The organism is Priestia megaterium, assembly GCF_009497655.1.
GTDB lineage: Bacteria > Bacillota > Bacilli > Bacillales > Bacillaceae_H > Priestia > Priestia zanthoxyli.
On the sequence record NZ_CP023317.1, the window covers coordinates 1,657,937 to 1,681,772 of the forward strand.

General features: G+C 35.2%; 24 protein-coding genes. 15 read left to right on the forward strand and 9 right to left on the reverse strand.

Going from position 1 to position 23,836, the window contains the following annotated elements; translation table 11 throughout:
- The first annotated feature begins 231 nt into the window (after positions 1-231).
- The 3 genes from CEQ83_RS08285 (at position 232) to CEQ83_RS08295 (ending at position 2,173) form a co-directional block, all read left to right on the forward strand.
- Positions 232-1,023 (forward strand): phosphotransferase, encoded by a 792-nt coding sequence (locus CEQ83_RS08285; protein WP_098999989.1) that lies wholly within the window; start codon positions 232-234, stop codon positions 1,021-1,023.
- Positions 1,024-1,045: 22 nt separating this feature from the next.
- Positions 1,046-1,504, forward strand: coding sequence for a GNAT family N-acetyltransferase (locus CEQ83_RS08290; RefSeq protein WP_033578571.1), 459 nt, complete (start codon positions 1,046-1,048; stop codon positions 1,502-1,504).
- A 435-nt stretch (positions 1,505-1,939) separates the two neighbouring features.
- Positions 1,940-2,173, forward strand: coding sequence for a hypothetical protein (locus tag CEQ83_RS08295; protein WP_099330817.1), 234 nt, complete (start codon positions 1,940-1,942; stop codon positions 2,171-2,173).
- A gap of 137 nt (positions 2,174-2,310) precedes the next feature.
- Here CEQ83_RS08295 and CEQ83_RS08300 read toward each other — a convergent pair whose 3' ends face one another.
- Complete coding sequence (locus CEQ83_RS08300; RefSeq protein WP_165573360.1) at positions 2,311-3,603, reverse strand: VTT domain-containing protein; 1,293 nt, start codon at positions 3,601-3,603, stop codon at positions 2,311-2,313.
- 472 nt (positions 3,604-4,075) lie between these two features.
- On the opposite strand from CEQ83_RS08300, the gene CEQ83_RS08305 reads away from it, so the two are divergent.
- From CEQ83_RS08305 to CEQ83_RS27380, 4 genes are all read left to right on the forward strand, one after another.
- Entirely contained in the window at positions 4,076-5,278 is a 1,203-nt protein-coding gene (locus CEQ83_RS08305) for an MGDG synthase family glycosyltransferase (protein WP_155017168.1), read from the forward strand.
- A gap of 1 nt (position 5,279) precedes the next feature.
- The gene (locus CEQ83_RS08310; protein ID WP_098999984.1) at positions 5,280-5,978 is read left to right on the forward strand and encodes a polysaccharide deacetylase family protein; all 699 of its coding nucleotides are present in this window, start codon (positions 5,280-5,282) and stop codon (positions 5,976-5,978) included.
- Positions 5,979-6,285: 307 nt separating this feature from the next.
- Positions 6,286-6,408, forward strand: coding sequence for a hypothetical protein (locus CEQ83_RS27570; RefSeq protein WP_255293454.1), 123 nt, complete (start codon positions 6,286-6,288; stop codon positions 6,406-6,408).
- 694 nt (positions 6,409-7,102) lie between these two features.
- A complete protein-coding gene (locus CEQ83_RS27380; protein WP_223546499.1) occupies positions 7,103-7,315 on the forward strand; it encodes a YczF family membrane protein in 213 nt (70 codons plus the stop codon).
- Between the two features lie 9 nt (positions 7,316-7,324).
- On the opposite strand, the gene CEQ83_RS08320 is transcribed toward CEQ83_RS27380, so the two are convergent.
- The 4 genes from CEQ83_RS08320 to CEQ83_RS08335 all read right to left on the reverse strand — a co-directional run bounded on the left by CEQ83_RS08320 (position 7,325) and on the right by CEQ83_RS08335 (position 12,570).
- Positions 7,325-8,428, reverse strand: a complete 1,104-nt coding sequence (locus tag CEQ83_RS08320; RefSeq protein WP_098999982.1) for a GerAB/ArcD/ProY family transporter — start codon at positions 8,426-8,428, stop codon at positions 7,325-7,327.
- A 19-nt stretch (positions 8,429-8,447) separates the two neighbouring features.
- On the reverse strand, positions 8,448-9,641 hold the full coding sequence (locus CEQ83_RS08325; RefSeq protein WP_154972776.1) for a Ger(x)C family spore germination protein: 1,194 nt from the start codon (positions 9,639-9,641) through the stop codon (positions 8,448-8,450).
- 30 nt (positions 9,642-9,671) lie between these two features.
- Positions 9,672-11,174 (reverse strand): spore germination protein, encoded by a 1,503-nt coding sequence (locus CEQ83_RS08330; protein WP_098999979.1) that lies wholly within the window; start codon positions 11,172-11,174, stop codon positions 9,672-9,674.
- Between the two features lie 502 nt (positions 11,175-11,676).
- Complete coding sequence (locus CEQ83_RS08335) at positions 11,677-12,570, reverse strand: AraC family transcriptional regulator (protein WP_098999978.1); 894 nt, start codon at positions 12,568-12,570, stop codon at positions 11,677-11,679.
- Positions 12,571-12,762: 192 nt separating this feature from the next.
- Between CEQ83_RS08335 and CEQ83_RS08340 the strand changes: the two genes are divergently transcribed.
- From CEQ83_RS08340 to CEQ83_RS08355, 4 genes are all read left to right on the forward strand, one after another.
- Positions 12,763-13,350, forward strand: coding sequence for an NDxxF motif lipoprotein (locus tag CEQ83_RS08340; protein ID WP_165573362.1), 588 nt, complete (start codon positions 12,763-12,765; stop codon positions 13,348-13,350).
- Between the two features lie 163 nt (positions 13,351-13,513).
- Positions 13,514-14,002 carry a DUF6518 family protein gene (locus tag CEQ83_RS08345; RefSeq protein ID WP_034265031.1) on the forward strand — a complete coding sequence of 163 codons (489 nt, stop codon included), beginning with the start codon at positions 13,514-13,516 and terminating at the stop codon, positions 14,000-14,002.
- Positions 14,003-14,166: 164 nt separating this feature from the next.
- Entirely contained in the window at positions 14,167-14,349 is a 183-nt protein-coding gene (locus CEQ83_RS08350; RefSeq protein ID WP_014460704.1) for a hypothetical protein, read from the forward strand.
- 295 nt (positions 14,350-14,644) lie between these two features.
- Positions 14,645-15,043 (forward strand): hypothetical protein, encoded by a 399-nt coding sequence (locus CEQ83_RS08355; protein WP_049163928.1) that lies wholly within the window; start codon positions 14,645-14,647, stop codon positions 15,041-15,043.
- Positions 15,044-15,153: 110 nt separating this feature from the next.
- On the opposite strand, the gene CEQ83_RS08360 is transcribed toward CEQ83_RS08355, so the two are convergent.
- Complete coding sequence (locus CEQ83_RS08360) at positions 15,154-16,668, reverse strand: arylsulfotransferase family protein (protein ID WP_098627292.1); 1,515 nt, start codon at positions 16,666-16,668, stop codon at positions 15,154-15,156.
- Between the two features lie 366 nt (positions 16,669-17,034).
- Positions 17,035-18,078 (reverse strand): calcium/proton exchanger, encoded by a 1,044-nt coding sequence (gene cax, locus CEQ83_RS08365; protein ID WP_028413861.1) that lies wholly within the window; start codon positions 18,076-18,078, stop codon positions 17,035-17,037.
- Positions 18,079-18,519: 441 nt separating this feature from the next.
- On the opposite strand from cax, the gene CEQ83_RS08370 reads away from it, so the two are divergent.
- Positions 18,520-20,016 carry a class I adenylate-forming enzyme family protein gene (locus CEQ83_RS08370; RefSeq protein WP_155017170.1) on the forward strand — a complete coding sequence of 499 codons (1,497 nt, stop codon included), beginning with the start codon at positions 18,520-18,522 and terminating at the stop codon, positions 20,014-20,016.
- Positions 20,017-20,095: 79 nt separating this feature from the next.
- Here the strand turns inward: CEQ83_RS08370 and CEQ83_RS08375 are convergent, their stop codons facing one another.
- Positions 20,096-20,317 (reverse strand): hypothetical protein, encoded by a 222-nt coding sequence (locus CEQ83_RS08375; protein WP_155017171.1) that lies wholly within the window; start codon positions 20,315-20,317, stop codon positions 20,096-20,098.
- Between the two features lie 502 nt (positions 20,318-20,819).
- Here CEQ83_RS08375 and CEQ83_RS08380 point away from each other — a divergent pair.
- From CEQ83_RS08380 to CEQ83_RS08390, 3 genes are all read left to right on the forward strand, one after another.
- On the forward strand, positions 20,820-20,957 hold the full coding sequence (locus CEQ83_RS08380) for a hypothetical protein (RefSeq protein ID WP_155017172.1): 138 nt from the start codon (positions 20,820-20,822) through the stop codon (positions 20,955-20,957).
- 53 nt (positions 20,958-21,010) lie between these two features.
- Positions 21,011-21,202, forward strand: a complete 192-nt coding sequence (locus CEQ83_RS08385; protein ID WP_033578587.1) for a hypothetical protein — start codon at positions 21,011-21,013, stop codon at positions 21,200-21,202.
- Positions 21,203-21,270: 68 nt separating this feature from the next.
- The gene (locus CEQ83_RS08390; RefSeq protein WP_098113365.1) at positions 21,271-21,507 is read left to right on the forward strand and encodes a hypothetical protein; all 237 of its coding nucleotides are present in this window, start codon (positions 21,271-21,273) and stop codon (positions 21,505-21,507) included.
- A gap of 106 nt (positions 21,508-21,613) precedes the next feature.
- On the opposite strand, the gene CEQ83_RS08395 is transcribed toward CEQ83_RS08390, so the two are convergent.
- Positions 21,614-23,836, reverse strand: coding sequence for an MMPL family transporter (locus CEQ83_RS08395; RefSeq protein WP_155017173.1), 2,223 nt, complete (start codon positions 23,834-23,836; stop codon positions 21,614-21,616).

Here is a 23,836-nt window from a genome sequence, read left to right on the forward strand (position 1 = left end):
CATAGTAGCGGTCTTTCAATCTTTTAGCGGATTTTTATATGGAACAAGTAGCTGAAAGGATCTTCAAATGAAGATTCTTTTTTTATAATGTAAAGTAACATTAATGGGCTATGAAGGGAAAAGTACGGGCTTTTCTAAATCAATAGTAAAATAAGGTATCTCATTATGGTGAATGCTTTATCACTTTCACTTATTGACGACAAATCGGGTATATTCAGGGGGAATATGTATATGTCAGGCTTTGAGGAAGAAGAAGTACTAACAGGAGGGAATGTCTCTAACGTTTATCGTTCGGGAAATACTGTACGACGAGAATTAAAATCAGGTAGTCATAAAATTCATAGAATATTAAAGCATTTAGAAAACAAAGGGTTTAGTTATGCACCAAAATTTTTAGGTATTGACGAAAAAAGGAGAGAGGTCTTGTCATTTATTGAAGGTGAAGCTGGTAATTATCCTTTAAAGCAATATATGTGGTCCGATGATGTTTTGATAGAAATAGGGAAAATGCTTCGTCTTTATCATGATTCAGTGAGCGATTTTTCATTTGATGATAGCTGGAAATCAATAGATAACACTCCTAAACCATTTGAAATACTATGTCATAATGATTTTGCTATATACAACATTGTTTTTAATGATGAGAGACCAATAGGAATTATTGATTTTGATGTTGCTGCACCTGGGCCAAGGCTTTGGGACATAGCTTATACTCTTTACACGTGCGTCCCTTTGAGTAGATTTTATCTTTCAGAAACAGGTGAGAAAATTCATTATAATTCATCACAGCATGCTCAAGATAGAAAGCGAAGAGTGAAATTATTTTTTGAATCTTATGGCGAAGAATTACAAGAAGGTTATTTGGAAATGGTATTGCTGCGATTAGAGGGGTTATGTAAAACAATTACAAGAAAAGCTAGTGAAGGTGATATTGCGTTTCAAAAAATGATAGACGAAGGGCATCTTGAGCATTATCAAAACGATATCAAATTCATTTATGAACATACAAAAGAATGGATTTAATTTTAATAGAGGAGCCCTTGTCATGCGAATTATTAATATTAGAGAACAGGTAGAGTACAAAGACAAAGCTATTGAATATACTCAGCGTAAGTGGGCGAGTAAAGAGAATTTAAAGCTTTACGAAGACTGTATTATACATAGCTTAAACACAAATAGTTGTCTTCCAGTCTGGTACCTGTTAGAAGACGAAGGAGGAATTATCGGCTGCGCAGGGCTTATCACCAACGATTTTATAAGTCGAATGGATTTATGGCCCTGGGTGTGTTCTCTTTACATTGAAGAAAGTTATCGAGGTAAATCCTTAGGTGAGCAACTTCTTTTAAAGCTGAAAGAAGATACGAAAAATGCCGGATTTGATAATCTTTATTTATGCACCGACTACGTTGGATACTATGAAAAGTATGACTTTTCATATATAGGCGATGGTTATCATCCGTGGGGGAGTAGTTCAAGAATCTATAGGGCTAATTTAATAGGTTAACTATCAATTTTTTTATAAAATGTTTTTAGCTGTTTCAATCAGTGAATAGCGGGTATAAGTTGATTATACAAGCGTAGCCCCCCCCAGGAACATGCATGTATATTTCTTTTTCTTACTTACCCTGTTGAATCCTCTTTTTCATGGAGGATTCTTTTTTTATGTCTAAAAGAAGACTTCTCAGACTATATACATCAAACACCTTAAACATCCCTTATGTATTTTATACTCACTGAATCTAGGTCACGTTACAAGATGAAAGAGATTCAGAGGTCTCATGGGACTGTGGATAAATGTAAGAAACCTTGCAGAAATACTAAAGACAGGTATAGCCAAATTTTTATTTTATAAAATATTTTTATACTTTTACGCGCTTTGCTTATGCCAATTTTTGCTTTTTTTATAGTGTGTACTATAAATGTATAAGGAGGTGAAATTATGCCAAGACGTCGTAGTGGAGATCGTCGTACATCTCAATCTCGCTCTATAGTAGATAATTTTCGAAGAGGAGATAAAATTCAAGTTTTTTCTGCTGGGAGACAGCTTGATGGAAATGGTACGTTTATTCGAGCAGAAGGCGGATTCTTAGTATGGGAAGATAATTCAGGTAATAGAAATACGACTAGTTTAGAAAGTATCAGCGTTCGCAGATTAAGAAAACGTAATTTCTAATAATTTGGACAGGCTCTGATTTTATATAAATAAAAAAACACTTTCAAGCTGATAACTGGGTATGGAGTACCGAACAATCACTTGGAGGTGTTTTTTCTCATGGGAAACATCACAAATGAATTTTTTTACAGTATCACTTATAGATTAATACCTTTCATAAGACGGAAGGTTTCAAGAAGTAAAACGTTTAACCCTAGCCATACTCCTCCAAATACATATCCTGCTGCAATGTCGCTGGGATATTGGATACTCAGATACAAACGACTAATCGCAATAAGCAATAAAATAAGAATGGCCGCTATTGGTGCTAATGTAGGAATCCATAACCTTTTAGAGTGTCGAACCAGCATAAATACAGCAAACCCATAAATAACAAAAGCCATTAAAGACTGCTCGCTTGGAAAGGTGTATGAAAGCTGTTCTATCAACGATTTTCTAATAGGGGAGAAATGGTGGAACATTCGTCTCAGGCTTTCTTCGTATAGTTCTCCGCCGCCTGCAGCAACTACCAGAGATAACAATTCAATTTTTTTATCTCTGCCTTTCCATAAAATCCATACAAGTGTAAAGAAAATCAATGCTACCAGAACTTTCCTAGATCCTAGCATGAAAAATACCCGCATTGGTACATTCCAATCTTTATTAAAAAGGGCTGTTATTAATAAACTCGTTAATTTGTTAAAATCCCCAAACTCGTTTGCGATAAAGTCTTGCGTCATTCCAATCATAAGCAGAATAAATCCTAATGTAACTAATGCTGTAAATATAAAAACAAGACCTGCCCGTTTCCGCGTATGAAATACGTTTACTATCCACTTGAGGCAATTAACTGCTATCTTTTTAATCGTTACTTTGAACTTTTTATAAATGTAAATAGCAACGAACAAACATACAGCTACAATCATCCCAATGACAAAATACTTCTTGATAGCATGATGAAACTGTTCCCACTGAGGTCCTAATAACTTTCCTAGAGTAATAAATGTGGTGACCCAAAGAAATGAGCCACTATAGGCGTACAGTGCATACGTACGAAAGGGAAGCCGAGTAATTCCTGAAAAATATCCTGTAATATGTCTAATAACCGGGAGGAAATAAGCAATAATCAACAGCTTGTTTCCATGTACACTAAACCATTTTGACATTCTTTCAATTCGCTCTGGCCCCATATGAAGGGCTTTTCCGTATTTATCAAAAAAAGGAGTCCCTAACTTATAGCCTACCCCGTAAGCTATGGTCATTCCAACCATACTCCCCATACCAGCCACCAGGATACTTCCCACCCAGCTTAAATGTCCTTGAAAAGCAAGAACCCCAGCGTAGCCCATGAGCAGCTCCCCTGGAAGAGGAAGAGCAAGAAGTTCCAGCATCAATGCCAGAAACAGCACGATATATCCGTATTGATTTATATAAGATGTGATAAAATCCATGGTTTGTCCTTCTTTCATAATATGTATTTGCCTAAAGCACGGCGAATAACTCAAATATGCTTGGATTTGATTGAAAATAAGAGGAGGGAAAAGGTTAATTTCACCTTTGATTTTTTTAATGTAGCACTATTTATTAAAAAAACTGGATTTTTCATTAATTTTTAATGTTATTTTTAGCCTATTTTTAATTACAAAACGTAGACTGAAAATGTGCTATTTGAAAGCTCAACTTAAGACTGTTTGTTTTTCTAATAAATAGTGTAAGGAGTTCCCAAACAATCTATGTAACGAAAAAAAAGAAAAGATGCACTACCAAAAAGGCTAAATACCCGGTATTGATTTTTTATCATGCTTACTCTTTTATCAGCAGAGCAATTATTTAATCGCCTAAACAAAAGAACAAAAAGATGTGCTGAAAAGTCTCAGTTTTACCCCATAGCAAAAGCATACAAACTACAAGGAGGGAAAAATCATGAATAATCGTGAACAGGATAAATACTTAATTCTTTCCGCTACGTTTGGAGAAGGACATAAACAAGTGGCAAATGCGATAAGTGAAGCAGTAAGTAATATGGTTGCTGATGTTGAGCCTATTACCATTGACATTATGGAGTGGGTTCATCCCAACCTTTATCCAATCAGCCATTATATTTATAAAAAAGGAATTAAGAAGTTTCCACAAGTGTATAGCTTTTTGTATGAAAAAACTCGTGTGAAAAGTTCTTTTTCTGTTAAGTTAAATTCGATCTTTTTGTCAGGAATGCAAACCGTGCTTAAAATCATACAGGAAATAAAACCGAAAGTAGTGGTTAGTACCTACCCATTTGCTGCAGGAATTATATCGAAATTAAAAGAGCAAGGGTTAATTGATATTCCAGCGGTAACCATCATCACAGATTATACGGATCATTCTTATTGGATTCATCGCTCTACAGATCAATATGTGGTAGGGTCTGCGCGATTGCGTGATCAATTAATTGCGTTAGGGGTAGAGGCAGATAAAATTAAAAACACTGGAATACCTGTACGGAAAAGATTTATAGATGTTCTTCCAAAGGATCTTCTCTTAGATAAATATATGATCAATCCAAATATGTTCACCTTGCTTATCATGGGAGGGGGCGACGGATTTTTTGGAAAAGGGATTTCAACCTTTAAGGCCTTAGAGTCCATCTCTACACCGATTCAACTTTTTATAGTATGCGGTAAAAACAAGAAGTTAAAAACACAATTAGAGTGGGAATTAAAAGACTCAAAGCATGACGTGAGAATTTTGGGATACTGTGAAAGTATTGAAGAATTAATGGCTATTTCAGATTTAATGATCAGCAAGCCGGGGGGAGTGACAACCTCTGAGGCAATGGCGATGGGTTTACCAATACTGCTTTATCATTCGTTACCAGGACAAGAAGAAGACAATGCAGAGTATTTATGTCGTTCAGGATTCGCACTTTCTGTAAAAACAGAAGAAGAGTTGATTGCGCGGGTCGAAAATCTGGTCCACTATTCAGCACCTTTAAGCTGGATGAAACAAAGAATGAAAAAATACCAAACTAAAACATCATCCATAGACGCTCTCCGTGTCATTGTCGGAGAAGCAAGACGCGGTTCATTACTCAACGCAACAAGTGGTAGAACGATACAAAAGCAAGAAGAGATAGAGGTGAGTATATAGTATGGGCTTTATGATTTCTGCTATTATTTTTTTTATTTTGTTATACACCGTTATTCCGTATTTCCTATCACGTAGCCTAGGAGTGAACGTAATTAAAAGAGGAAGGGATTTATCCAAAATTGCTTTTACGTTTGATGATGGTCCGAATCCTGTTTATACCCCGATACTTCTTGATTTACTGAAGAAAAATGAAGTGAAGGCAACCTTTTTTGTGGTTGGTACCAAAGCAGAAAAGTATCCTGAACTAATTCAGCGCATGCATAATGAAGGCCACTTAATCGGAATTCATAACTACGCACATCACTCCAACTGGTTTATGTCGCCTTGGAAAGTTCGAAAAGGACTTAAGAATACAGCCAAGGTAATTAAATCTATCACTGGAGTCACACCTATTTATTATCGCCCGCCTTGGGGAATGCTCAACCTTTTCGATTTTATTAGAAGAGGTAAATATAAGATTATTCTATGGTCAATCATGGCGGAAGATTGGCGAACCTCTGGCGGAAGCGAAAAGATTAAACAACGCCTAGCCAATATAAAAGGCGGGGACGTCATTTTGCTGCACGACTGCGGAGATACGCTCGGGGCGGAATCTGAAGCTCCGAGAAACACAATTAATGCGTTAAGAGATGTATTAAAAACAGTGAAAACAAAAGGATTCACTTGTGTCCGTGTTGATGAATTGGTAGAGAAGCTATAGGTAGTAAGAGAACTATCTTTATTAAATTAAAACTTGCGAATGACATTTTAATTCTTGTCATTACCGTAACTAAATATCTTATCTGTTATAAAAAAGAACCTCTATTTTAAAGAGGTTCTTTTTTATGGCCAGTAAAAATATATGGTAATATAATCTTATATTGGATATATTTATAATTTCGTGGTTTTTAAAATCTGTGTTGAATCAGCAGTCAATTTAAACGACATCTATGAAAGTAGGGTAGTTCTTGAAAAAAGTTATTTTGAAATTCTTTGTATATTTTTTAATCTTCTTCGGAGGAAACTTAATGATTAATATTCTGTTTACCTCTAATTCTGATCTTTTAACAGCATTTTCAACCGCTTTTGGAGTTTCTTTTGGAATTGCTATCTTTGGGTATTGTACACATAAAAGAGGCAAGGAAGCATAAGATGCTGTGTTTTTGACCCACTACATAAAAGATTTTATGAGAAACGTAAATATCATAGTATTAAATTATAAAAATGTTGAGGTTTGAGATGGAGAATTTGTTGAATTACATTTATTTTTTTATGGCCATTTTAATTGGCTTGTACTTTTTTATCACCAATAAACACTCTAGAAAGCCACTATTCATGTTGTTACTATCGATGCTTTTATTTTATAGCAGCGCGTATTCTTTTTACTATAAGACTTATCCAATTAACTTACTCAGTACATTATCCATACTTGTGTTTTGGTGGATCATTCTTTTATTACTAAGAGAGATTTATTCTAGAGAAGAAAATATTTTCTGGAGTCTTTGTTTAATCTATGTAGCGCTATACCACTTATTGCACTACGTTTTTGATTCATTGGCTCAAAAGAATGTTTGGTATGGATTTATCTTTTATGTTTATACAAATGTAGGATTACTTCTGCTTGGCTTGTACTATTTCTCAAGAGTTTATAAAAATAGAACCGTGCATTAGAATGAACAAAGCTCCTTGGAAATCATTGTCCACAATTCTTGTTATGTAAGGTTTTTATAACAGATTGCTTTGCAGAAGATCAATTATTTAATAAATAGTATTAAATCTCATGGACGCCTTGTATATTTTTATAGTATTTACCGCAATTTAAAAGAAAAAGGTGAGGCTGATATAATGGCTAAAATAATTCCATCCTTATGTATTACGTTGGGTGCTTATGTTCTTATTGCGTTCATTGACGCTTTTCAGGGAAACTATATGTTTCAATCGCTTTATAATATAAAACAATATTTTATAATTGCACGTGGGGAAGATTATTTTTTGATTATTTTATTTGCTTTGTTGTTCGTTACTGTTAGCATTTTTCCTGTGTTAAAAAAACAATAGCCTCCCTTGTCATGAAAGGGCAGGCTTTATTTTTTGTTTTATATATGCTGTAATCAGCAATAAGATGGGAATTGCTATATGAAAAGGGAGGTGCAATAAATAAGGAACAATTTTGAGTCCTTCATTTATATGAGCTTGGTAACTAGGAGCAATCATCAGTGAGGAGAAAAAAATAACACCGCCAATTAAATAAATGTTTGTAACAGAAGATTTCATTCGAAACAAATCAGCCGCGCCAATCACTGCACAAAAGAAATAGATGGTTATTTTAACAAAACCTAAAATGACCATGAGAATAAGAATAAAGGTATCCAGCCTTTGAATAAAACTAGCTATGTTAATGTAACTCACAGCTGTAAGAGCCGGGAAAGAGGATCTTAAAACAGTCTCTGGTCCGAGTACACACAAAAGAATAATCGAATTAATGGTTAAGACAATTCCTCCTGTTATAATGGCGGATAGTCCAATTGCTGCAGCCTGACTTTTTTTATTCAAATAAGGAAGAATCATAGTAAAGGTAATCAATTCCCCGAAAGGCACAGTAATACCAAGAGGGACTAACTCTTTCCCTATGTTTCCCCATCCATTTGCTAATACGGGTTGAAGGTTTTCCACCTTGATATAGCCTCCTACTACATACAAAACATTTAATATAAAAAGAGTCAGTAAAATAACAACAAAACATAAGCATGTAACTCGTGCGAATGCTTCTATTCCTAAGTAAATACTATAAATTAACACAAAGGTCATACATATGCCCAGCGTAATAATCGATGTAACATAGTAAGAAGAACTAATTAGTAATTCTTCAAAATCACGTAGTACTCTAGAAGCAATATAAACAAAATATATAATATAGCAAAAGCTAATAGCACCGCCTACGTATTTACCCCAGATTTTAATGAGATAGCCAGTCAAAGGCATATTAGGGTATCTCTTATATAAGGAGATATAGACTAAATACAGTACACACCCAAAAAAAGTAGCCAAAAGGGGGACTATCCATGCATCTTGCCTAGCAGCCTTTCCTATATCTAAAAGTAACGTACTGCCCAATATAAAGATAAACATCATACAAAATAATTGAAATCCATCGATTTTTATTTTAGTCAACGCTTTTTCAGCTCCTCATCTAATTTACCTCATAAGGATTTGTACGCATTCCGGTATTTACGATACTGACGTTCACATTCATCGATACCTTCGCACTTGAAAATAGATTCTTCCAATTCTGTTTATGCTGACGCCAATAACTAGGGTTGGTTCGAGATAAGCTATCACCAAAGCCAAATATATCTGCCTTTTCTTTTTGTGCGATGGTAATAGTCTTTGTAATTTCCTTTTGCAGTTCATTTTGGACTTCTTTTTCCAACTCTTTTAAGACCTTAGGGTTGCTTAAATCTTTCTGGCATGATGTTTCCGTAATTTCTCCCATCACATTCAAATCTGTATGAATAAAAGGTTGTCCATGGCGGATTTTTGTCTTTATTTGACTTTTTATTCCGGTCGTCGTAACTGTGATATTCTCATTTATATTACAAGGGAAAACAAGGGCCGTGCTCTTCACTTTAGACGTAGCAAGTTGAACAGATCGAGCTTCATCCCCATCCAGCCATTGAACTAATTTCCCTTTTCTAAACATAGCTAATCCTTTTACCTGCATAGCGCTTGGGCTGGTATTCTCTAAATTGCCTGCTTCTTCTGACTTCTGAGAGGGTTTGTTAATGGTGATTCCAGGAAGAGATAGGTCTTTTCCCTCACTCAAAAGCATAGAAATAACTTCATATGCTTGTACATTACTAACTATTCCGTACATTTTTTGATTGTTCTGGGTTGTACTTAGGATACTTTTGACTGGAGTAACCTCGAAAGGTTCAATCACACCAAGCAATTTCTCAGCAGTTCCATCACGTGCAATAAAAACTGGAATACTTGTACGAGCTTGCTTGCCTCGATCCAAGGCATCAAATAATGAGCTAAGGTCATTTCTTGCTAACTTTTCACCTACAACGATAAGCGAAAGATGAGAAGTAATATGTTCTCTTGGGATGACGACAGAGGCTTTTTTTAATGCTTCCACTAACGTTTTGGCCGTTACTGTATAGTTAATGACAGGAAGACCTTGTCCTCCCGACGAACTGCCTTGTGACAAACCACTTGGGTTAATGACCTGATAGGTTACTTTATAAGGTTGTTCCAAATTTTCATTCTTATCAATTCCCAATCCTATAATAACTCCTATTTGGTTTAATTCTCGGTAATTCGAACATCCTGAAACGCATAAACAAATGGCAGCGATCCATAAAAGCGAAAGATAAGTTTTCATTTTCTATCCTCATTCATCTTTATATGACGTCTATTTATTTTGATGTTTTTTCAACAGAGATGGTAAAGAGAATCGAACTAAAGTATCCTTTTGCTTTTTAAAATCAAAGGGAGCAAAAGGTGAAAAGTAGGGGATACCGAAAGATCTTAGACTACTTATATGAAGCCATATACATAAGGTCATAAGCAAAATTCCATATAAGCCAATAAATGCTGAAATTAGAATCAAGATAAACCGAAAACCACGGGCCGCATTGACAATGCTAGTAGATGGCAGTGTAAAATTGCTGATGGCAGAAATAGCAACAATGATCACAACAGCCGCCGATACAAAACCTGCTTCTACAGCTGCTTGTCCTAAAATCAGCGCTCCTACGATTGAGACTGCTGGTCCGATTGCTCTAGGCATTCGGATTCCTGCTTCTCGCAACATCTCAAAAGCTAATTCCATCACTACCATTTCTACAATTGCTGGAAAAGGAACTCTTTCTCTTTGCGCCATTAAACTGACCATTAATGTGTTTGGAATAAGTCCCTGATGATGCGTAATCAATGCTAAATAGATAGCAGACGCATACATAGACAGAAAAAAAGAACCAAATCTTAGTATCCTTAAAAAGGAAGCAATATAATAATTTTGATAATAATCTTCGGGAGACTGAAAAAATTGAGAAAAAATAGCAGGTGCGATTAATACAAAAGGTGTTCCTTGTACAATAATAGCAATTCGACCTTCTAATAAATTTCCTACAACGGCATCAGGTCGTTCCGTATTTAATAGAAGTGGAAAAATAGTCGTCCTATCATCCCGGATAAATTCCTCAATATAGTTCGACTCGAGGACCCCATCTACCTTAATCTCTTTTAAACGTTCTTTGACTTCCTCTACAATACGTTCATCTGCATTCCCTTGAATATACATGATCCCTATATCTGTTTGGGTTACGCTTCCAATTTTCATGCTGTCTAAGCGTAAATTAGAATCCTGAATTCTAGCTCGTATTAAAGAAGTATTCGTCCTTAAATTCTCTGTGAAACTATCTTTAGGTCCTCTAACAACCGTTTGACTGGTTGGTTCTGTTACTGCGCGGGACTGAAGTTTTTTTGTATTGCCAATGAAAATTCTAGAACTTCCATTCAGTAGTATGACTGTATCACCAGTTAAAACGGCTGACATAAATTCATGCCAATTCTCTTTTATAGTCAATTGAGATACAGTTAACATCTGGGGTATTTGTGCTTCTATCTCTTTGGCGGTTACTACTTGATTACTTTCCTTAAGCCACTGAATAAGAGGAGTCATGATATTCTCATTTATAATGTTTTCATCTGCTAATCCGTCAAGGTGAATAACGGCTGCTTTTAACGTGTTTTGATACGGAGACTCAACCATTCGAACCAATACATCGGAGCTATTTCCTAATTCGTTCAATAGTCTCTCTATATTTTTATTTACATCATCATATAAGGGAGTTGCTGAACAATCTGTTGTCTTTTCTTTATTAGAGCTTTTCAGAAGATATCTTTGTCGCACGTTTTACCACCTTTTATATGAGTGAATATTTGTTATACAACGAGTAACGTTATCATTCCTATAAAATGTAAAAAATATGCACGTGAGGAAAATACATAAAATAAAGTGATAGTAAATGTATCTAATTTTGTTTTCTTTTTTGTCGTATTAGTTGAATGTCAAAATAAAGCCGAGGATTCTTTAGAGTTTTTAGAAGAAGATCAAAGCGGGTTAGCTAGTATTACCTTATATCCAGTGACAGATCAGAAGATATTGTTTTAAGAATTAAGTAATTGGAGAGAAAAGCACATCGTATTTCTCTGTATATCTGATGTTTTTATTGCCGATATCGTACATTATGATAACTAAAAATGAAGGGAATATTCAAATTGGCTGATTCCAAAATTCCCAATGCAAAAGAATAAAAAGCCCTCTCTTAAATATAAGTGCTTAGAGATTGGGCTTTTGTATAGGAATATGTTCAGCATTATAAGTGAATTTCTACTTGGAATGCTTTTCTCTTTTACGCCTTAACAGCCTGTTTTTTTACCGGAATGTAGATGTCAATCTCTTTATTTTCTGAGCCATAACATCTTTTGTCGTACAGTTCAAATTCCATTGATCCGTAGTGTTCATAACCCGATTCAGGGAACCATTCTGTAAAAACATAATTCCACGTGGACTGAATGGAAGAAGTAAAAGATTCTTCATTTGATTTTGGTGTAGTAAATACGGCATATTCTAGTTCAGGGAAGCTTTTGTAAACTGTTCCTTCAGGTGCTGGAGTGTCTTTCTCAACTTCCATACCAATTACATAAACAAACTCACCCGTTTCAGGATTAAAGTCAGTGCAAATACCAAGCTCCACGTTTTTGTTTATGGGATGGGGTATTCTAGAGCCTAATCCATTTTGCATGTACTGTTGCCAAAATTCAGGAATGTCTTTATTATTCTGGCCACCCTCGTTCTTTGTTTTTAGCTCATATCCAATGACATAAAAAGCAGGTTTAGTGACTAGTTTTGGTTCCATCTTATTTCCTCCTGACAAAATTGCAGTATTTAGGTAGGCTTTTCCTCGCAGCGGTCCAGATATTCTTCTTGCGTTACGGTATTGTTTCGGTGAAACATCATAAAATTTTTTGAACGCTCTGTTAAAAGACTCTTGATAGTGGAAACCAACATCAAGTGCGATATCAATGACTTTTTCATCTGTGAAAAATAAGCGTTCTGCTGCGCGCGTAAGTCTTCGTTTCCTCACATAATCCATCACTGATTCTCCAACCATGGCTTGGAAGACACGGTGATAATGAAAAGGAGAAAAACAGGCAATTTCTGCTAACTTTTCTAAAGTGATTTGTGTCTCCAAATTCTCCTCAATGTAATCCAGCGTTCTCTGTATACAAGTTACATAATTCATTTACATTCACCTACCTTACGTTCACTATAACAGCAAACAAATCTTTGTTCTTAACATTTTTTGCTATATTTAATTAGGTGGGGGGACTTTTCCAATATACGCCTCTAGATGTATAGTCCTAAGAGGATTTTAATGTTAAAATTTTCTGTGTAAATTAATGGAAAAAATACATTGTTAAAGGGAGCGTTTGAATTGAAAAAACTTTGTTTTAGCTTAATAATTATTTTTTTATTAGGCGCTTGTTCTTATCAGGAAAGTACAAAAGAAGCTAGTGGAAAAATTGTATTACCAACTTCCATATTTAGTTCATCGAAAAATAATGCCTTAATTGATGAAAAAGAAATGAAAGAAAGTATAAAGACATACTTAGATACTAACGAGGATCTATCCAATACCGGTGATCAATTTGAAGAAATGATGGAGTCCGATCAAAAATTAAATAAAGCTCAAACGAAAAAATTTGAACAGTTAAAAGACCTGGTGAAAGCAAATGATCATAACTTTTCCACCTATATTTCGCAAAATACTTTACCAGAAGGATATAAAAAAGATTCAGAGAGAATTAGCCGCTATATTATGGGTTCCAATCAAATTTTGGATGAACTGGATCAAGCAATCGATGACATGGTTGAGCATATGAGTGAAGGAGATTTTTCTGAAACAGAAATTGAGTCACTTATGAATAAAAATAAAAGTGTAAATGGAAGAGAGCAGATAAAGATAGAGAGTTTCCTAGATGACAAAAATATTGATACAAAAGCTTTTGGACGAAAGAGTTAAAACATTTTAATAGATTTTCTTTGGTTAGGGGGAGTTTACTATTGGAATAGTTAAGTCTACAAACAAACTTGCATTTTCTATTATCTATTTAGTCTTCGGTACAGCTTTGGGGATAGCAGCCAAATATTTAGATACTGTTGCAGGTGTTGATGGAAGTTGGCGGATGAACATCCTGCCATATTTTGGAGGTTTGTGTTCGAGGACAGGGATTTGGATACTGATTGCTACCCTTATAGCTGCGTATAGTAAAACCAAAATTAGTGCGGCTCTTAATACATTCATGTTCTTTATAGGAATGCTAACAGGCTATTATATATATTCCGCTTTTTTATTTGGATTTTTTCCAACTAGTTATTTTTTACTGTGGGGAAGTATCGCAATAGCGTCTCCGTTTCTAGCAGCTATTGTATGGATGGCTAAAAATAATTTACGTCTAGCTTGGATATTACCAGCTTTGCCTATGGGGTTATTGTTAAGTCTTTCTTTAGCGGTTGGAATATTTTATATACATGTAAACTATATTGAAGAATTCATTATGTATGCTGTTTTATGCGTAGTCTTTTACAAAACTCCAAAGCAGCTAGCGGCAACAATTGCTGTTTCGTTTATTATTTCGTTTATTATCAAACAAGTAAGTCCCTTTCACTTTTGATTTAGATTAAGATTTTTGTTTTTTAATGAACGTTTACTATGGGAAAAGAAGATTTTGGTAACTAACTATACATACAATTTAAAGTGTTTTTTACATATATATTCTTTAAAATACAGTAATTGGGAAACTTTTAGAGGAGTAATTCGTATAAAAGGTAGGAGGTGATGGATATTAACACTGAAAAACGTCTGGATGAAATTGAAAGAAAATTAGATGATTTACATAATAAGATAAGTAATCAAGAAAATAGAGCAAAGTATAAACCTATCTTTACAGTTGTACTCATTTTATCTGCAATTCTCATATTTTTTGTGCTGATAGGTGTTGTAAGTTTTTTCACAGGTTAATTTTTTTACTAGTCTCTCAGAATTATTTCTGGGAGACCTTTCATTGTTTAAACTAACGGCAATTTGCTTTATATAGAATATGCCTGAGGATAAAAGGGGATAAAATTATAATGGAAAGTGAAAAGAAACGTTCCGCATTTAGCGCATCTTTCAAAATCTACGATCAGTTTTTAAAAAAGATCTTACATATGTTCTTTACTAGATAATATTCTATGCGGCGTTAACTAAAAATATATAGTTTAATACAATATAAGTTAGTAAAAATGACATTATACTGTTTACATGGAGGACGAGGATGAGAAAGTTTTGTATTGCTTTATTTAGTCTTTTCTTTTTTGTTTCATTAGTTGGATGTCAAAGTAAAGTTGAGGATCCTTTAGAGTTTTCAGGTGAAACTCAAAGCTGGTCAGCTACTATTACGTTATATCCCGTTGAAAATAGTAAAGAAACAGCTCAAATTAACTTAAATTATCTAGGTAGTAAGGTAGAAAACGTAGGGGATTTTGGAATTAATTTAGACACTTCAAATAATCAAAATGGAATTGCAGTGAGAGACGCAAGGTTAAATGAAGAAGGGAATTTTAAAGAGAAAGTAAAGGTTGACGCTAGTGAAGGTATAATGAAATCTAAACATTTGATTTTAACTGCTAAATGGAATGACAAATCAGAAGATGTTGTTTTAAAAGGTAAGTAATTCGAGAGAAAAAGTACCCCATACTCATCTATATCAAGTATTCCCCCAGGTCATCAGAGTAGGGGCACTATACGAACATTTTTAAAAATCTAATAGAGGATTATTAATGCTCACTTTCGTCTATTTCGTCTTATTTTCACGTAAGTAGTTGGTGATGTACCAATGACGTTCCCGCATGAATCTAATGCTTTGACTTGAAAATAGGGACCACCTGCCTCAGCATGAATATCTGTTTCAAATCCAGTACGAGGGGTACTAAATACCACTACTGACAATTTAAAAGGTGTTGGTCCCGCCAGTACCTGCCAAGCGACTGTTTCTGTTGAACCATTCCATGATGCGTAAACTGTAGCTTCACCGTCGGGCAATAAGTCTACAGTTATGCTAGGCGGATAAAGTGGGAGACCTACCCACTTATTTTTAAAGGCTCGATACGAAAGATTCTGATTTGGATACTGCATATCATATAACAAATTAAATGAAGGGTTTCTCCGTGTATTGCCAGCGTTCCTAAATTCCGAAAGGTACGGTTCTTGTCCCCACCCAATGAGTTGATTTCCATTGGAAAGCTTTTGCGCATTTCCTTGACTTGGAACATATAAAGCAGGGTCATGATAATATGTTCGATCTACATTTGCAACCTTGTGTTTATAATCTAAGTGAAGAATTAAACCACGCGCTTGCCCTTGAGGTGGAGAATCAGGAGAAGCACAGCAGGCATTGTCAAACAAGCTTATCCTGTTTTCGGACCTGTAGCGCGCATCATGCTGCCAAGAAAATTTAGCGTTCGGTCCAAGCCTAAAATCACTTTGCTTTCCACCAAGTTTCCAAATTACCTTTCCCGTTTCTTTGTCAATATTATAAATAGCCCACATACTACGCATGCTCACTAAAAGTGTATTGTTTGGACCTTCTTCGACTGAATTTACGTGGTAACAATCCCATATATTGTTAGAGCTTGTTGCGGATGAAGCAGGTACCATCGAATCAGCTGGATTAATATGTTTAAGTACATCCCAAAAGAAAAGAAGCTCTCCCGTCTCAATGTCTACTTCTTGAATAGAGTAATTACTAAAATACCCATGTAATGGCCCTCCATACTTAGATAAATCTGCGGGTATTTGTTTTACGGCTGTAAACAAAGCCGTATTCCGTTTGGTAATTGTAAACTCGTGCAAATCAGAGGTAAACCCTTTTTTAGCAAATAACTTTTTAATGACCTCATAATGCTGATTGATAATTTGAAAATAAGCACCAGGCTCAGGTTCACCTACTGGAAGGTTAGGGTCTGAAGTTTGAGTTCCTGAAATTGTCCCTTGCCACATCGTAAGAACAGGGTTCCCGCAGTATATTTGTACTCGAAAGTCTGTATTTTGGATATACCTACTAGCAAGCGGTCTAAACCACACTGGATTACCCGTCTGATCCATAATTAGTGCGCCGGTCTGTCCAATCATCGCTGCTCCATATACCGTATAGGGTGCAACAAATAATAGGCCGGGAGCTGTTCCAGGCTTATTAGTATTAATGGTAACCTTCATGGGATGTAAATTAGGAGCCGAAACAAAATTCCATACTTGCGGGTTTGGATGATCAGTGGATGATTGTGAATTAAACTTATCCATTCTCACTCTCATCTCCTCTAACTTTTATTAGTAAACACTGTCTCTTGAGCTATTAATATGTCATTCGCTTCAAAATATGTACATACATTTTAGGTTTACTGGTGTCTTTTGTTTATTTGAAACGGTTATATGTAAGGTAGATAAAATAAATATAAAAAACGAGCTCTTAGCAGATAAGAGCCCGTTTTTCTTGTTCATATACGATTATATATTATCAATACAGCAATACTTTAATTGTGTTTAAAGTTGAAAACCATGCAAAAGAAAAGCAAATTTTTGTGTATATATTATTCGTCAAGATTTAAAAAGATGATTAAGCTTTGTCTTTATGTAAGCTGAAATTTTCATCTTTTTCTTGAAAAAATTCTATAAAAGGTAAAAACTAAAGCCTATCGCAATGTAGGTACCAACAAGTAAAACACCTTCAAACCAGTTGGAATCACCATCGTTCACAACGGTCACCGTCATGAGAGCGGCAAGAATCATCGCAATCATTTCCGCTGTATTAAACACAAGAGGCAAGAAATCATACAAGTATGAGAACAGAACAAGTATAGGAGCAACAAACATGGCCGTTTGGACGGTTGAACCAATGGAGATCTCCACCATTACGTCCATTCTGTTATTATAGGCCATGGCAATTGCTGACACGTACTCTGCAGCACTTCCCACTATGGCCACAACAATAATTCCAATAAAAACGTGACTCCAGCCTAAGGCATCACCTACTGGCTCAATGGTGCCAACAAGTTTCTCACTAATATAAGCTAGTACAATTGTGGCCAGTCCAAGCACAACGATTGCTTTCTTTTTTCCCCATTCTGGTTCCTCTCCATTTTCTTCTGCGTTTCCGGTAAAAATCCCTTTATGTGTGACAAGTTTAAAAAGAAGAGCAAGCAGGTAAATGGTCAACATCACAATAGCAAAAGAAGTGGATAGAACCTGCATATCTTTATCATCCAAGCGTTTTGCAAAGATAAATGGCAATACAAAAGTTACGATAATAGCAAACATTAAGAGGGAGGTATTATGTCGTGTTTTAAACACACTAAATTTTTGCTTTTTAAATCGAATACCTCCAACGATCATGGATATTCCACTGGCAAAAAGAAGATTAACAAGAACTGCTCCCGTAATTGAGGAAATGACGATTGTATTTAATCCTTTACTTAATGCAAAAAATGAAATAATAATTTCCGCAGCGTTGCCAAACGTAGCATTCAGTAATCCGCCTGCTGTTGGACCTACTACAACGCTAAGGCTTTCAGTGGAACGTCTAATGTAATTAGCCAAACTAATTAATGTCACGCAATAAATAAAAAACATGAAAATATAATTCCAATTAAACATGCTGCCAATAATTGAAAGAGGTACACCAATAATCATAAAAATAAAAAAGACTTTATTCATATTTTCCTCCATGGTCATTATAGATCCTATAGCAAGAAGAGAAGCTCTATATTATCTTAGCGTTTTTATTAATATAACTCTTAAGACTTTTGTTATTCACATGGAGAGTGCAACTAGCAATTAACTCGATGCATAGAAAGAGAACATACGTAATAGCTGCTACAAAAGGAGACTAAAGTTAAAAAAAGAAAAGAACCTTACAAGATAAAGCGCTATGAACTCCTCAGCATAAGCTTCAAAGTATACTGAATAGTCTTTTCTGAATAACTAATATGTATCTTTTATATGTTCAAAAGATATGAATTTTTCAAACGTCTATAATTGACGTTTGCGTTAACGTTAAGTTTGGGTAATGTAGTTTATAGAGTTAAAAATAATTAGAATGAAGCACCATTTAAATATGATTCAAACTGGTCATTATCATTAAAGGAGAGAGCTATCATGTATACACTTGGAGAACTATTAGAACAAAGAGCTAAACAATCTGCTGAAAAAGAGGCTTTAATTTGGAGTACATCTTTCCATACATTTAAAGAATATAATGAACGTGTCAATCAGCTGGCTCATTACCTGTTAAGCCATAATGTTAAAAAAGGAGATCGAATTGCAATTCTATGTCAAAATAATCATCCGTTTCCTACCATTCTGCTAGCTGCATTAAGAATTGGAGCCGTAGCGGTTCCTATTAGCTGGCAGCTGACGAAGTACGAAATTATCGATATTTTAGACAGTGCACAACCTAAAGTTATTTTCTACGACCAAAAATTTCATGAGGTTATTCCTTTTGATTCTGAAATATTAAATGACGTTATTACTTTACAAGTAGGAAGAGAAAATAGTGTGGAGACAGTTGAAGAATATAATGACATTTTTTCTGCGTATTCTATACTAAACCCAAATATACAGGTCTCTCAAGATGACATTGCGATGCTTCTTTTTACTTCTGGAACAACTGGCAATGCAAAGGGCTGTATGATTGAGCATGGTCACGTGTATTCTTATATACAACCATCGAGTCAACGAATAGACTATGAAGAGGATGGTCGATTTCTTGCCTCGCATCCTTTTTATCATATGAGTTCTATTAACAATATTTTAAAATCTGTTTCCAACGGAATGGGGTTGTTTCTGTTGTCAGATCCTACACCAGAAATCATTTGGGAAACGATTGAAACTCATAAGATCACTATGATGTTAGCGTTTCCCTCTACGTATATGCAGATGCTCGAAGTAGTGAAAAATGCAGGGCCAAAGAAATCTTCACTAAAGGTTGCTATTGCAGGAGGAGCAAAAGTTCCTGCTTATCTTATTAAGGAATATGATAAATTAGGCATTAGCATGATACAAGGGTATGGAAGTACAGAAGCATGGACAGTGAGTGTATGGACACCGGATATGGGAAATGAAAAAATTGAATCGGCGGGTAAGCCTCTTTCCGGTGTAGAAGTGAAAATTATTGATCCCGAATCAGGAAAAGAAGTAAAAACAGGAGAAGTTGGAGAAATTATTATAAAAAGTCCCTATTGCTTTAAAGGCTATTGGCATAATCAAGAGGCAACTGATAAAGTGCTTCGAGACGGCTGGTTCTATATGGGGGACGCTGGAAAGATAGATCAAGACGGCTTTTTATATATTATGGGACGCTATAAAGACGTTATTGTATATGGCGGCGATAATATCTATCCTGATCAGGTCGAAGAAATCATTGAGCAAATAGGCACGGTTATAGAAGCTGCTGTAGTAGGAGTAGAAGATCCTGTTTATGGAGAAAAACCTAGAGCTTATGTAGTAAAGGATCCTCATTCTTCTTTAACAAAAGAAGACATTCTAAATTATTGTAGTGATCGTCTAGCAAGTTACAAAGTTCCGGAAGTTTATTTTATTGATCAACTCCCTAAAAATCAGCTCGGTAAAGTGTTAAAAAGAGAACTAAAATGAAGAGGGTTAAAAGCGCGGGCTGAATGCAGCCCGCGCTTTTATAATTTAATAGAAGCGAAATCATTTTAACGCAAAAATGTTAAGTAGAAAGTTTCCTGATATCAGAGTAACAAATACAAAGTGTATTTTCATATTCAGATTCGTATCCTGTAAATACGAGATTTCTTTCTTTATTATCGTAATGAAATCCGAATTTCTTTAAATCATCTTTCAAGATATCTACACTAATTTTAATGGAAGAAGCAATATCTTCATAAGAAGCACCATTATTTAGCTTTTGAACAATCTCACCTATTAACAAGTTACGACCTCCAGTAGCATATGTTTCTTCAGTAATAATTTATCCTAAATAGCTGCTTTTATGAAAGTTGTGCGGAAAGCCATTCTAGATTATTAAAATTTGCATTGAGTGCTTCGTTTGCTAATTAGTGAATTAATTATGTTTTTTCTTTTTACAATAATCATTAAAACAATAAATGAAAAAAATACTCACAAAAAAACCAACGAAGAGACCAATGAGACTTTCTAATTGAAAATCTTTTTCCCCAATTATTTGGCCGTAAACGATTCTGAATATCACACCAAAAAAAGAAAGAACAACAGCCGTTGTGGTAATACGTAAAAAGTTAATAAAATCACACCTTTTTACAAAGTGTATTCCCCTTTTTTAATACATTTAAAGTTAAGACTGATTATAGGAGGTTCTAAAGTGCAAGTGAGAATATCACTTAGAAAACACAATAAATAATACAAATATGGAACTTTTATGAAATTAGTTCGTAAAAGATATAGGAGGCGATAATATGGATATATCAAGTGTTAATTGGGCGGACGTAGCTTTTCAAATCTTTTGGTTAATTTTAATGGTTTCTTTAGGTTTGTTTATTTATAAAGTCGTTCAAGTTAAAAAACAAAATAAACATTTTGGAAAGAATAGATGATCCTTTTATACATAAAGATGTGAATGGAGTATTCAAGCAAAAGAGGTGTTTTTTTGAGAAAATTGATAAAAAAATATTCATTTATTTGTACAGGATTCTTATTTGGTTATTTTCTTTTACTGATTTTAGGCTTAGATGTTTCTATTAGTATGTTTAAAGTGTTTATACCAGTAGCAGCTGTAGGACTGTTGCTTGGAGAAATTATAAATATGACTTTTAATCATCATCAGACTAATATGAACTAACATTATAATTCCGCTCAAAAATTACATAAAAACAAATAAAAGCATAAGACAAGAAAGGTAGAGTATATATGGCTTGTTGCAATCATTGCAATTACAAATGGAACGCTAAAAATGTATGGTTACTTGGGTTTTCTAAGAAAGGAAAGAAGTGTCCTAAATGCCATACCAGACAATTTATCTCCATTAAAGGTGCTGGTCCTTTAATGGGGCTAGGTTATTTAAGTGGGATTGTTGCTATATCTCTTATTGGTTTATTTCCGTTTATCGTAAAGCTAACAGATAAAGAAGAGCACAGATGGAAGTAAATTAAAAAAGCAAAGAGAATATTAATATTCTCTTTGCTTTTTTCTTGGTTTTACATTCATAGAAGCCATATAGTAAATCAATTATAAAACACCTTTTTTTTACTACTTAATTCTCTTTTTCTGATACCACTTCAGCTTTACCTGGCCAGAAAGCAAATCTTCCTAAAACCGTAGTGATCGCAGGTACAAGGAATGGTCGCACAATAAATGTATCTAACAGAACACCTAAAGCCGTGATAATTCCGAACTGAACCAGAACTTGAATAGGCAGTGTTGCTAGAACCGCGAATGTAGCAGCTAAAATAATTCCAGCTGATGTGATAACACCGCTTGTTTCACTTACGCCTTCTTTAATCGCTTGTTTTAACGGCATGTATTTCTTTTTCTGCCAGATGCTTGAGATCATAAAAATATTATAATCCTCACCAAGCGCCACTAAGAATACAAATGCGTATAAAGGAATCGCTCCTTGGATAGCATCTGCTCCCATGATATTGTGGATGATGAGCCAGCCTAAGCCTAAAGCTGCACTGTAAGAGAGGATAACGGTTCCCACTAAATAAAGCATAGCTACAATAGAACGCAAGTAAGCCACTAGCAGCAGCGATATAAAAATAATAATTAACGGGACAATAATACTGTTGTCTTTATCACTAACAGTCATCGTGTCATATTGCGTCGCTGTTTGACCGCCAATCCATACTTTGGATTTTACTGAGGAAACTCCGGACTGTGACAGTGCCTTTTCGGCTGCATCTTTCAAGTCTGGAATAGCCTCCATAGCTGTTATACTATATGGATTTACATTAAACGTGACGTCATATACCTTTAAATCCTTATTACTTTTACCGCTTTGAGGTGCAGAAACGGTACTAATAAGATCGTTTTTCTTTAACTCTTTTTCTAGATTTACCGATTTTCCTTCTGTATCAATTACTACTTGTGCTGGTGCTAGTTCACCAGGAGAGTAAGCGTCAGAGATAATCGTAAATCCTTCACGAGAAGGCATATCTTCAGGGAAAGAAGACAATAAATCATACGTGTACTTGATTTGACTAGAGTATATGGATAAAGCTCCAAAAAAGACTAGACAAGCTACAATGATTGTCCATGGTTTAGTCGTAACCACATTACCGATCCAATTCCCGAAACGGTTTTTCTCTTTTCGGTCACGCACCGGTTTTCCTTTCTTTTTCGCCAATTCTTCTTCCATTTCGGGAGTGCGAGGAACAAAAGGATAAAAAGAACCTCTTCCCATAACTGCAAGCAGGGCAGGAATAAGAGTTAAGCTCGCTAATCCCATAACCAGAATAGATAAACTAAACGGGATTGCAAAACGGTGGTAAGCCCCGTACTTTGCCACGATTAAAGCTAAAAGAGAGATGACAACCGTAAAGCCACTCATCGCTATAGCACCTGAAGCACCTTTAAAGGCGTTGATAAGTGCTTGTCTCTTATCTTTTACTTTGCGAAGCTCATCGCGATAATGAGAAATTAAAAATAAACAATAGTCTGTTCCGGCTCCAAATAACAAGACCGTCATAATGGATATGGACTGTGAATCGACCGTAATCCATCCTTTATCTGCTAAAATACCGAGAATTGGACTCAGCACCCCATAGGCAAAACCTACACCGATCAAAGGAATAATCGCTAAAATTGGGGAACGATAAATTACAAGAAGTAAAATTAAGACTAATAAAACTGTCGCGATTAGTAAGGAAACGTCTGCTCCTTCAAATAGGCTGGTTGCATCTACTTGAATTCCTACAGGTCCTGTAACGCGCGTGCTTAGCTTATCTTTTTCATCGATATCCGTCGCAAAAGAATCGTATGAAACATTCTCTTTTACTTGTTTTTTAATCGTATCTAGGTTTTTTTCTAGTACATCCGTTTCAACGTTTTCTTCAAAGAAAATAGGCTGTACAAGAGTTGTTCCGTCTTTCGAAACCATCTTTTGCAGAGCTGCTAACGGTAATTTATGCAAAGGCGGAGTAGACGTTTGTGCTTCTAATGGTTTCTTTTCTAAATCCGCCGCCATTTGCTGAATAGATTTTAGATCATCATTATTCAAACCTGATTCTTTGTGCCATGTAAGTAAGGCAGGAACCCCTGATGAATTAGGGAATTCTTTCTTTATAAGATTTTCAGCTTCTACGGAAGGTGAATTCTCACTTAAGTTTGGTGCATTGTTTACTTCCGTCTTATTCACAGCAGGCCAAGCAATCGTGAGGACTACAGTTGCCAAAATCCATACGGCAATAACAACCCATCGACTCACTTTCCCAGTCATAAATCGGCTGAATGTTGCTAAAGGTGATTCTTTCAT

Excerpts from the sequence above, each read along its gene's own strand:
- CEQ83_RS08285 (WP_098999989.1), top strand. The coding sequence starts at position 232 with ATGTCAGGCTTTGAGGAAGAAGAAGTACTAACAGGAGGGAATGTCTCT.
- CEQ83_RS08290 (WP_033578571.1), top strand. The coding sequence starts at position 1,046 with ATGCGAATTATTAATATTAGAGAACAGGTAGAGTACAAAGACAAAGCT.
- CEQ83_RS08295 (WP_099330817.1), top strand. The coding sequence starts at position 1,940 with ATGCCAAGACGTCGTAGTGGAGATCGTCGTACATCTCAATCTCGCTCT.
- CEQ83_RS08300 (WP_165573360.1), bottom strand. The coding sequence starts at position 3,603 with ATGGATTTTATCACATCTTATATAAATCAATACGGATATATCGTGCTG.
- CEQ83_RS08305 (WP_155017168.1), top strand. The coding sequence starts at position 4,076 with ATGAATAATCGTGAACAGGATAAATACTTAATTCTTTCCGCTACGTTT.
- CEQ83_RS08310 (WP_098999984.1), top strand. The coding sequence starts at position 5,280 with ATGGGCTTTATGATTTCTGCTATTATTTTTTTTATTTTGTTATACACC.
- CEQ83_RS27570 (WP_255293454.1), top strand. The coding sequence starts at position 6,286 with ATGATTAATATTCTGTTTACCTCTAATTCTGATCTTTTAACAGCATTT.
- CEQ83_RS27380 (WP_223546499.1), top strand. The coding sequence starts at position 7,103 with ATGGCTAAAATAATTCCATCCTTATGTATTACGTTGGGTGCTTATGTT.
- CEQ83_RS08325 (WP_154972776.1), bottom strand. The coding sequence starts at position 9,641 with ATGAAAACTTATCTTTCGCTTTTATGGATCGCTGCCATTTGTTTATGC.
- CEQ83_RS08335 (WP_098999978.1), bottom strand. The coding sequence starts at position 12,570 with ATGAATTATGTAACTTGTATACAGAGAACGCTGGATTACATTGAGGAG.
- CEQ83_RS08345 (WP_034265031.1), top strand. The coding sequence starts at position 13,514 with ATGAACATCCTGCCATATTTTGGAGGTTTGTGTTCGAGGACAGGGATT.
- CEQ83_RS08350 (WP_014460704.1), top strand. The coding sequence starts at position 14,167 with ATGGATATTAACACTGAAAAACGTCTGGATGAAATTGAAAGAAAATTA.
- CEQ83_RS08355 (WP_049163928.1), top strand. The coding sequence starts at position 14,645 with ATGAGAAAGTTTTGTATTGCTTTATTTAGTCTTTTCTTTTTTGTTTCA.
- CEQ83_RS08360 (WP_098627292.1), bottom strand. The coding sequence starts at position 16,668 with ATGGATAAGTTTAATTCACAATCATCCACTGATCATCCAAACCCGCAA.
- cax (WP_028413861.1), bottom strand. The coding sequence starts at position 18,078 with ATGAATAAAGTCTTTTTTATTTTTATGATTATTGGTGTACCTCTTTCA.
- CEQ83_RS08370 (WP_155017170.1), top strand. The coding sequence starts at position 18,520 with ATGTATACACTTGGAGAACTATTAGAACAAAGAGCTAAACAATCTGCT.
- CEQ83_RS08380 (WP_155017172.1), top strand. The coding sequence starts at position 20,820 with ATGGATATATCAAGTGTTAATTGGGCGGACGTAGCTTTTCAAATCTTT.
- CEQ83_RS08390 (WP_098113365.1), top strand. The coding sequence starts at position 21,271 with ATGGCTTGTTGCAATCATTGCAATTACAAATGGAACGCTAAAAATGTA.
- CEQ83_RS08395 (WP_155017173.1), bottom strand. The coding sequence starts at position 23,836 with ATGAAAGAATCACCTTTAGCAACATTCAGCCGATTTATGACTGGGAAA.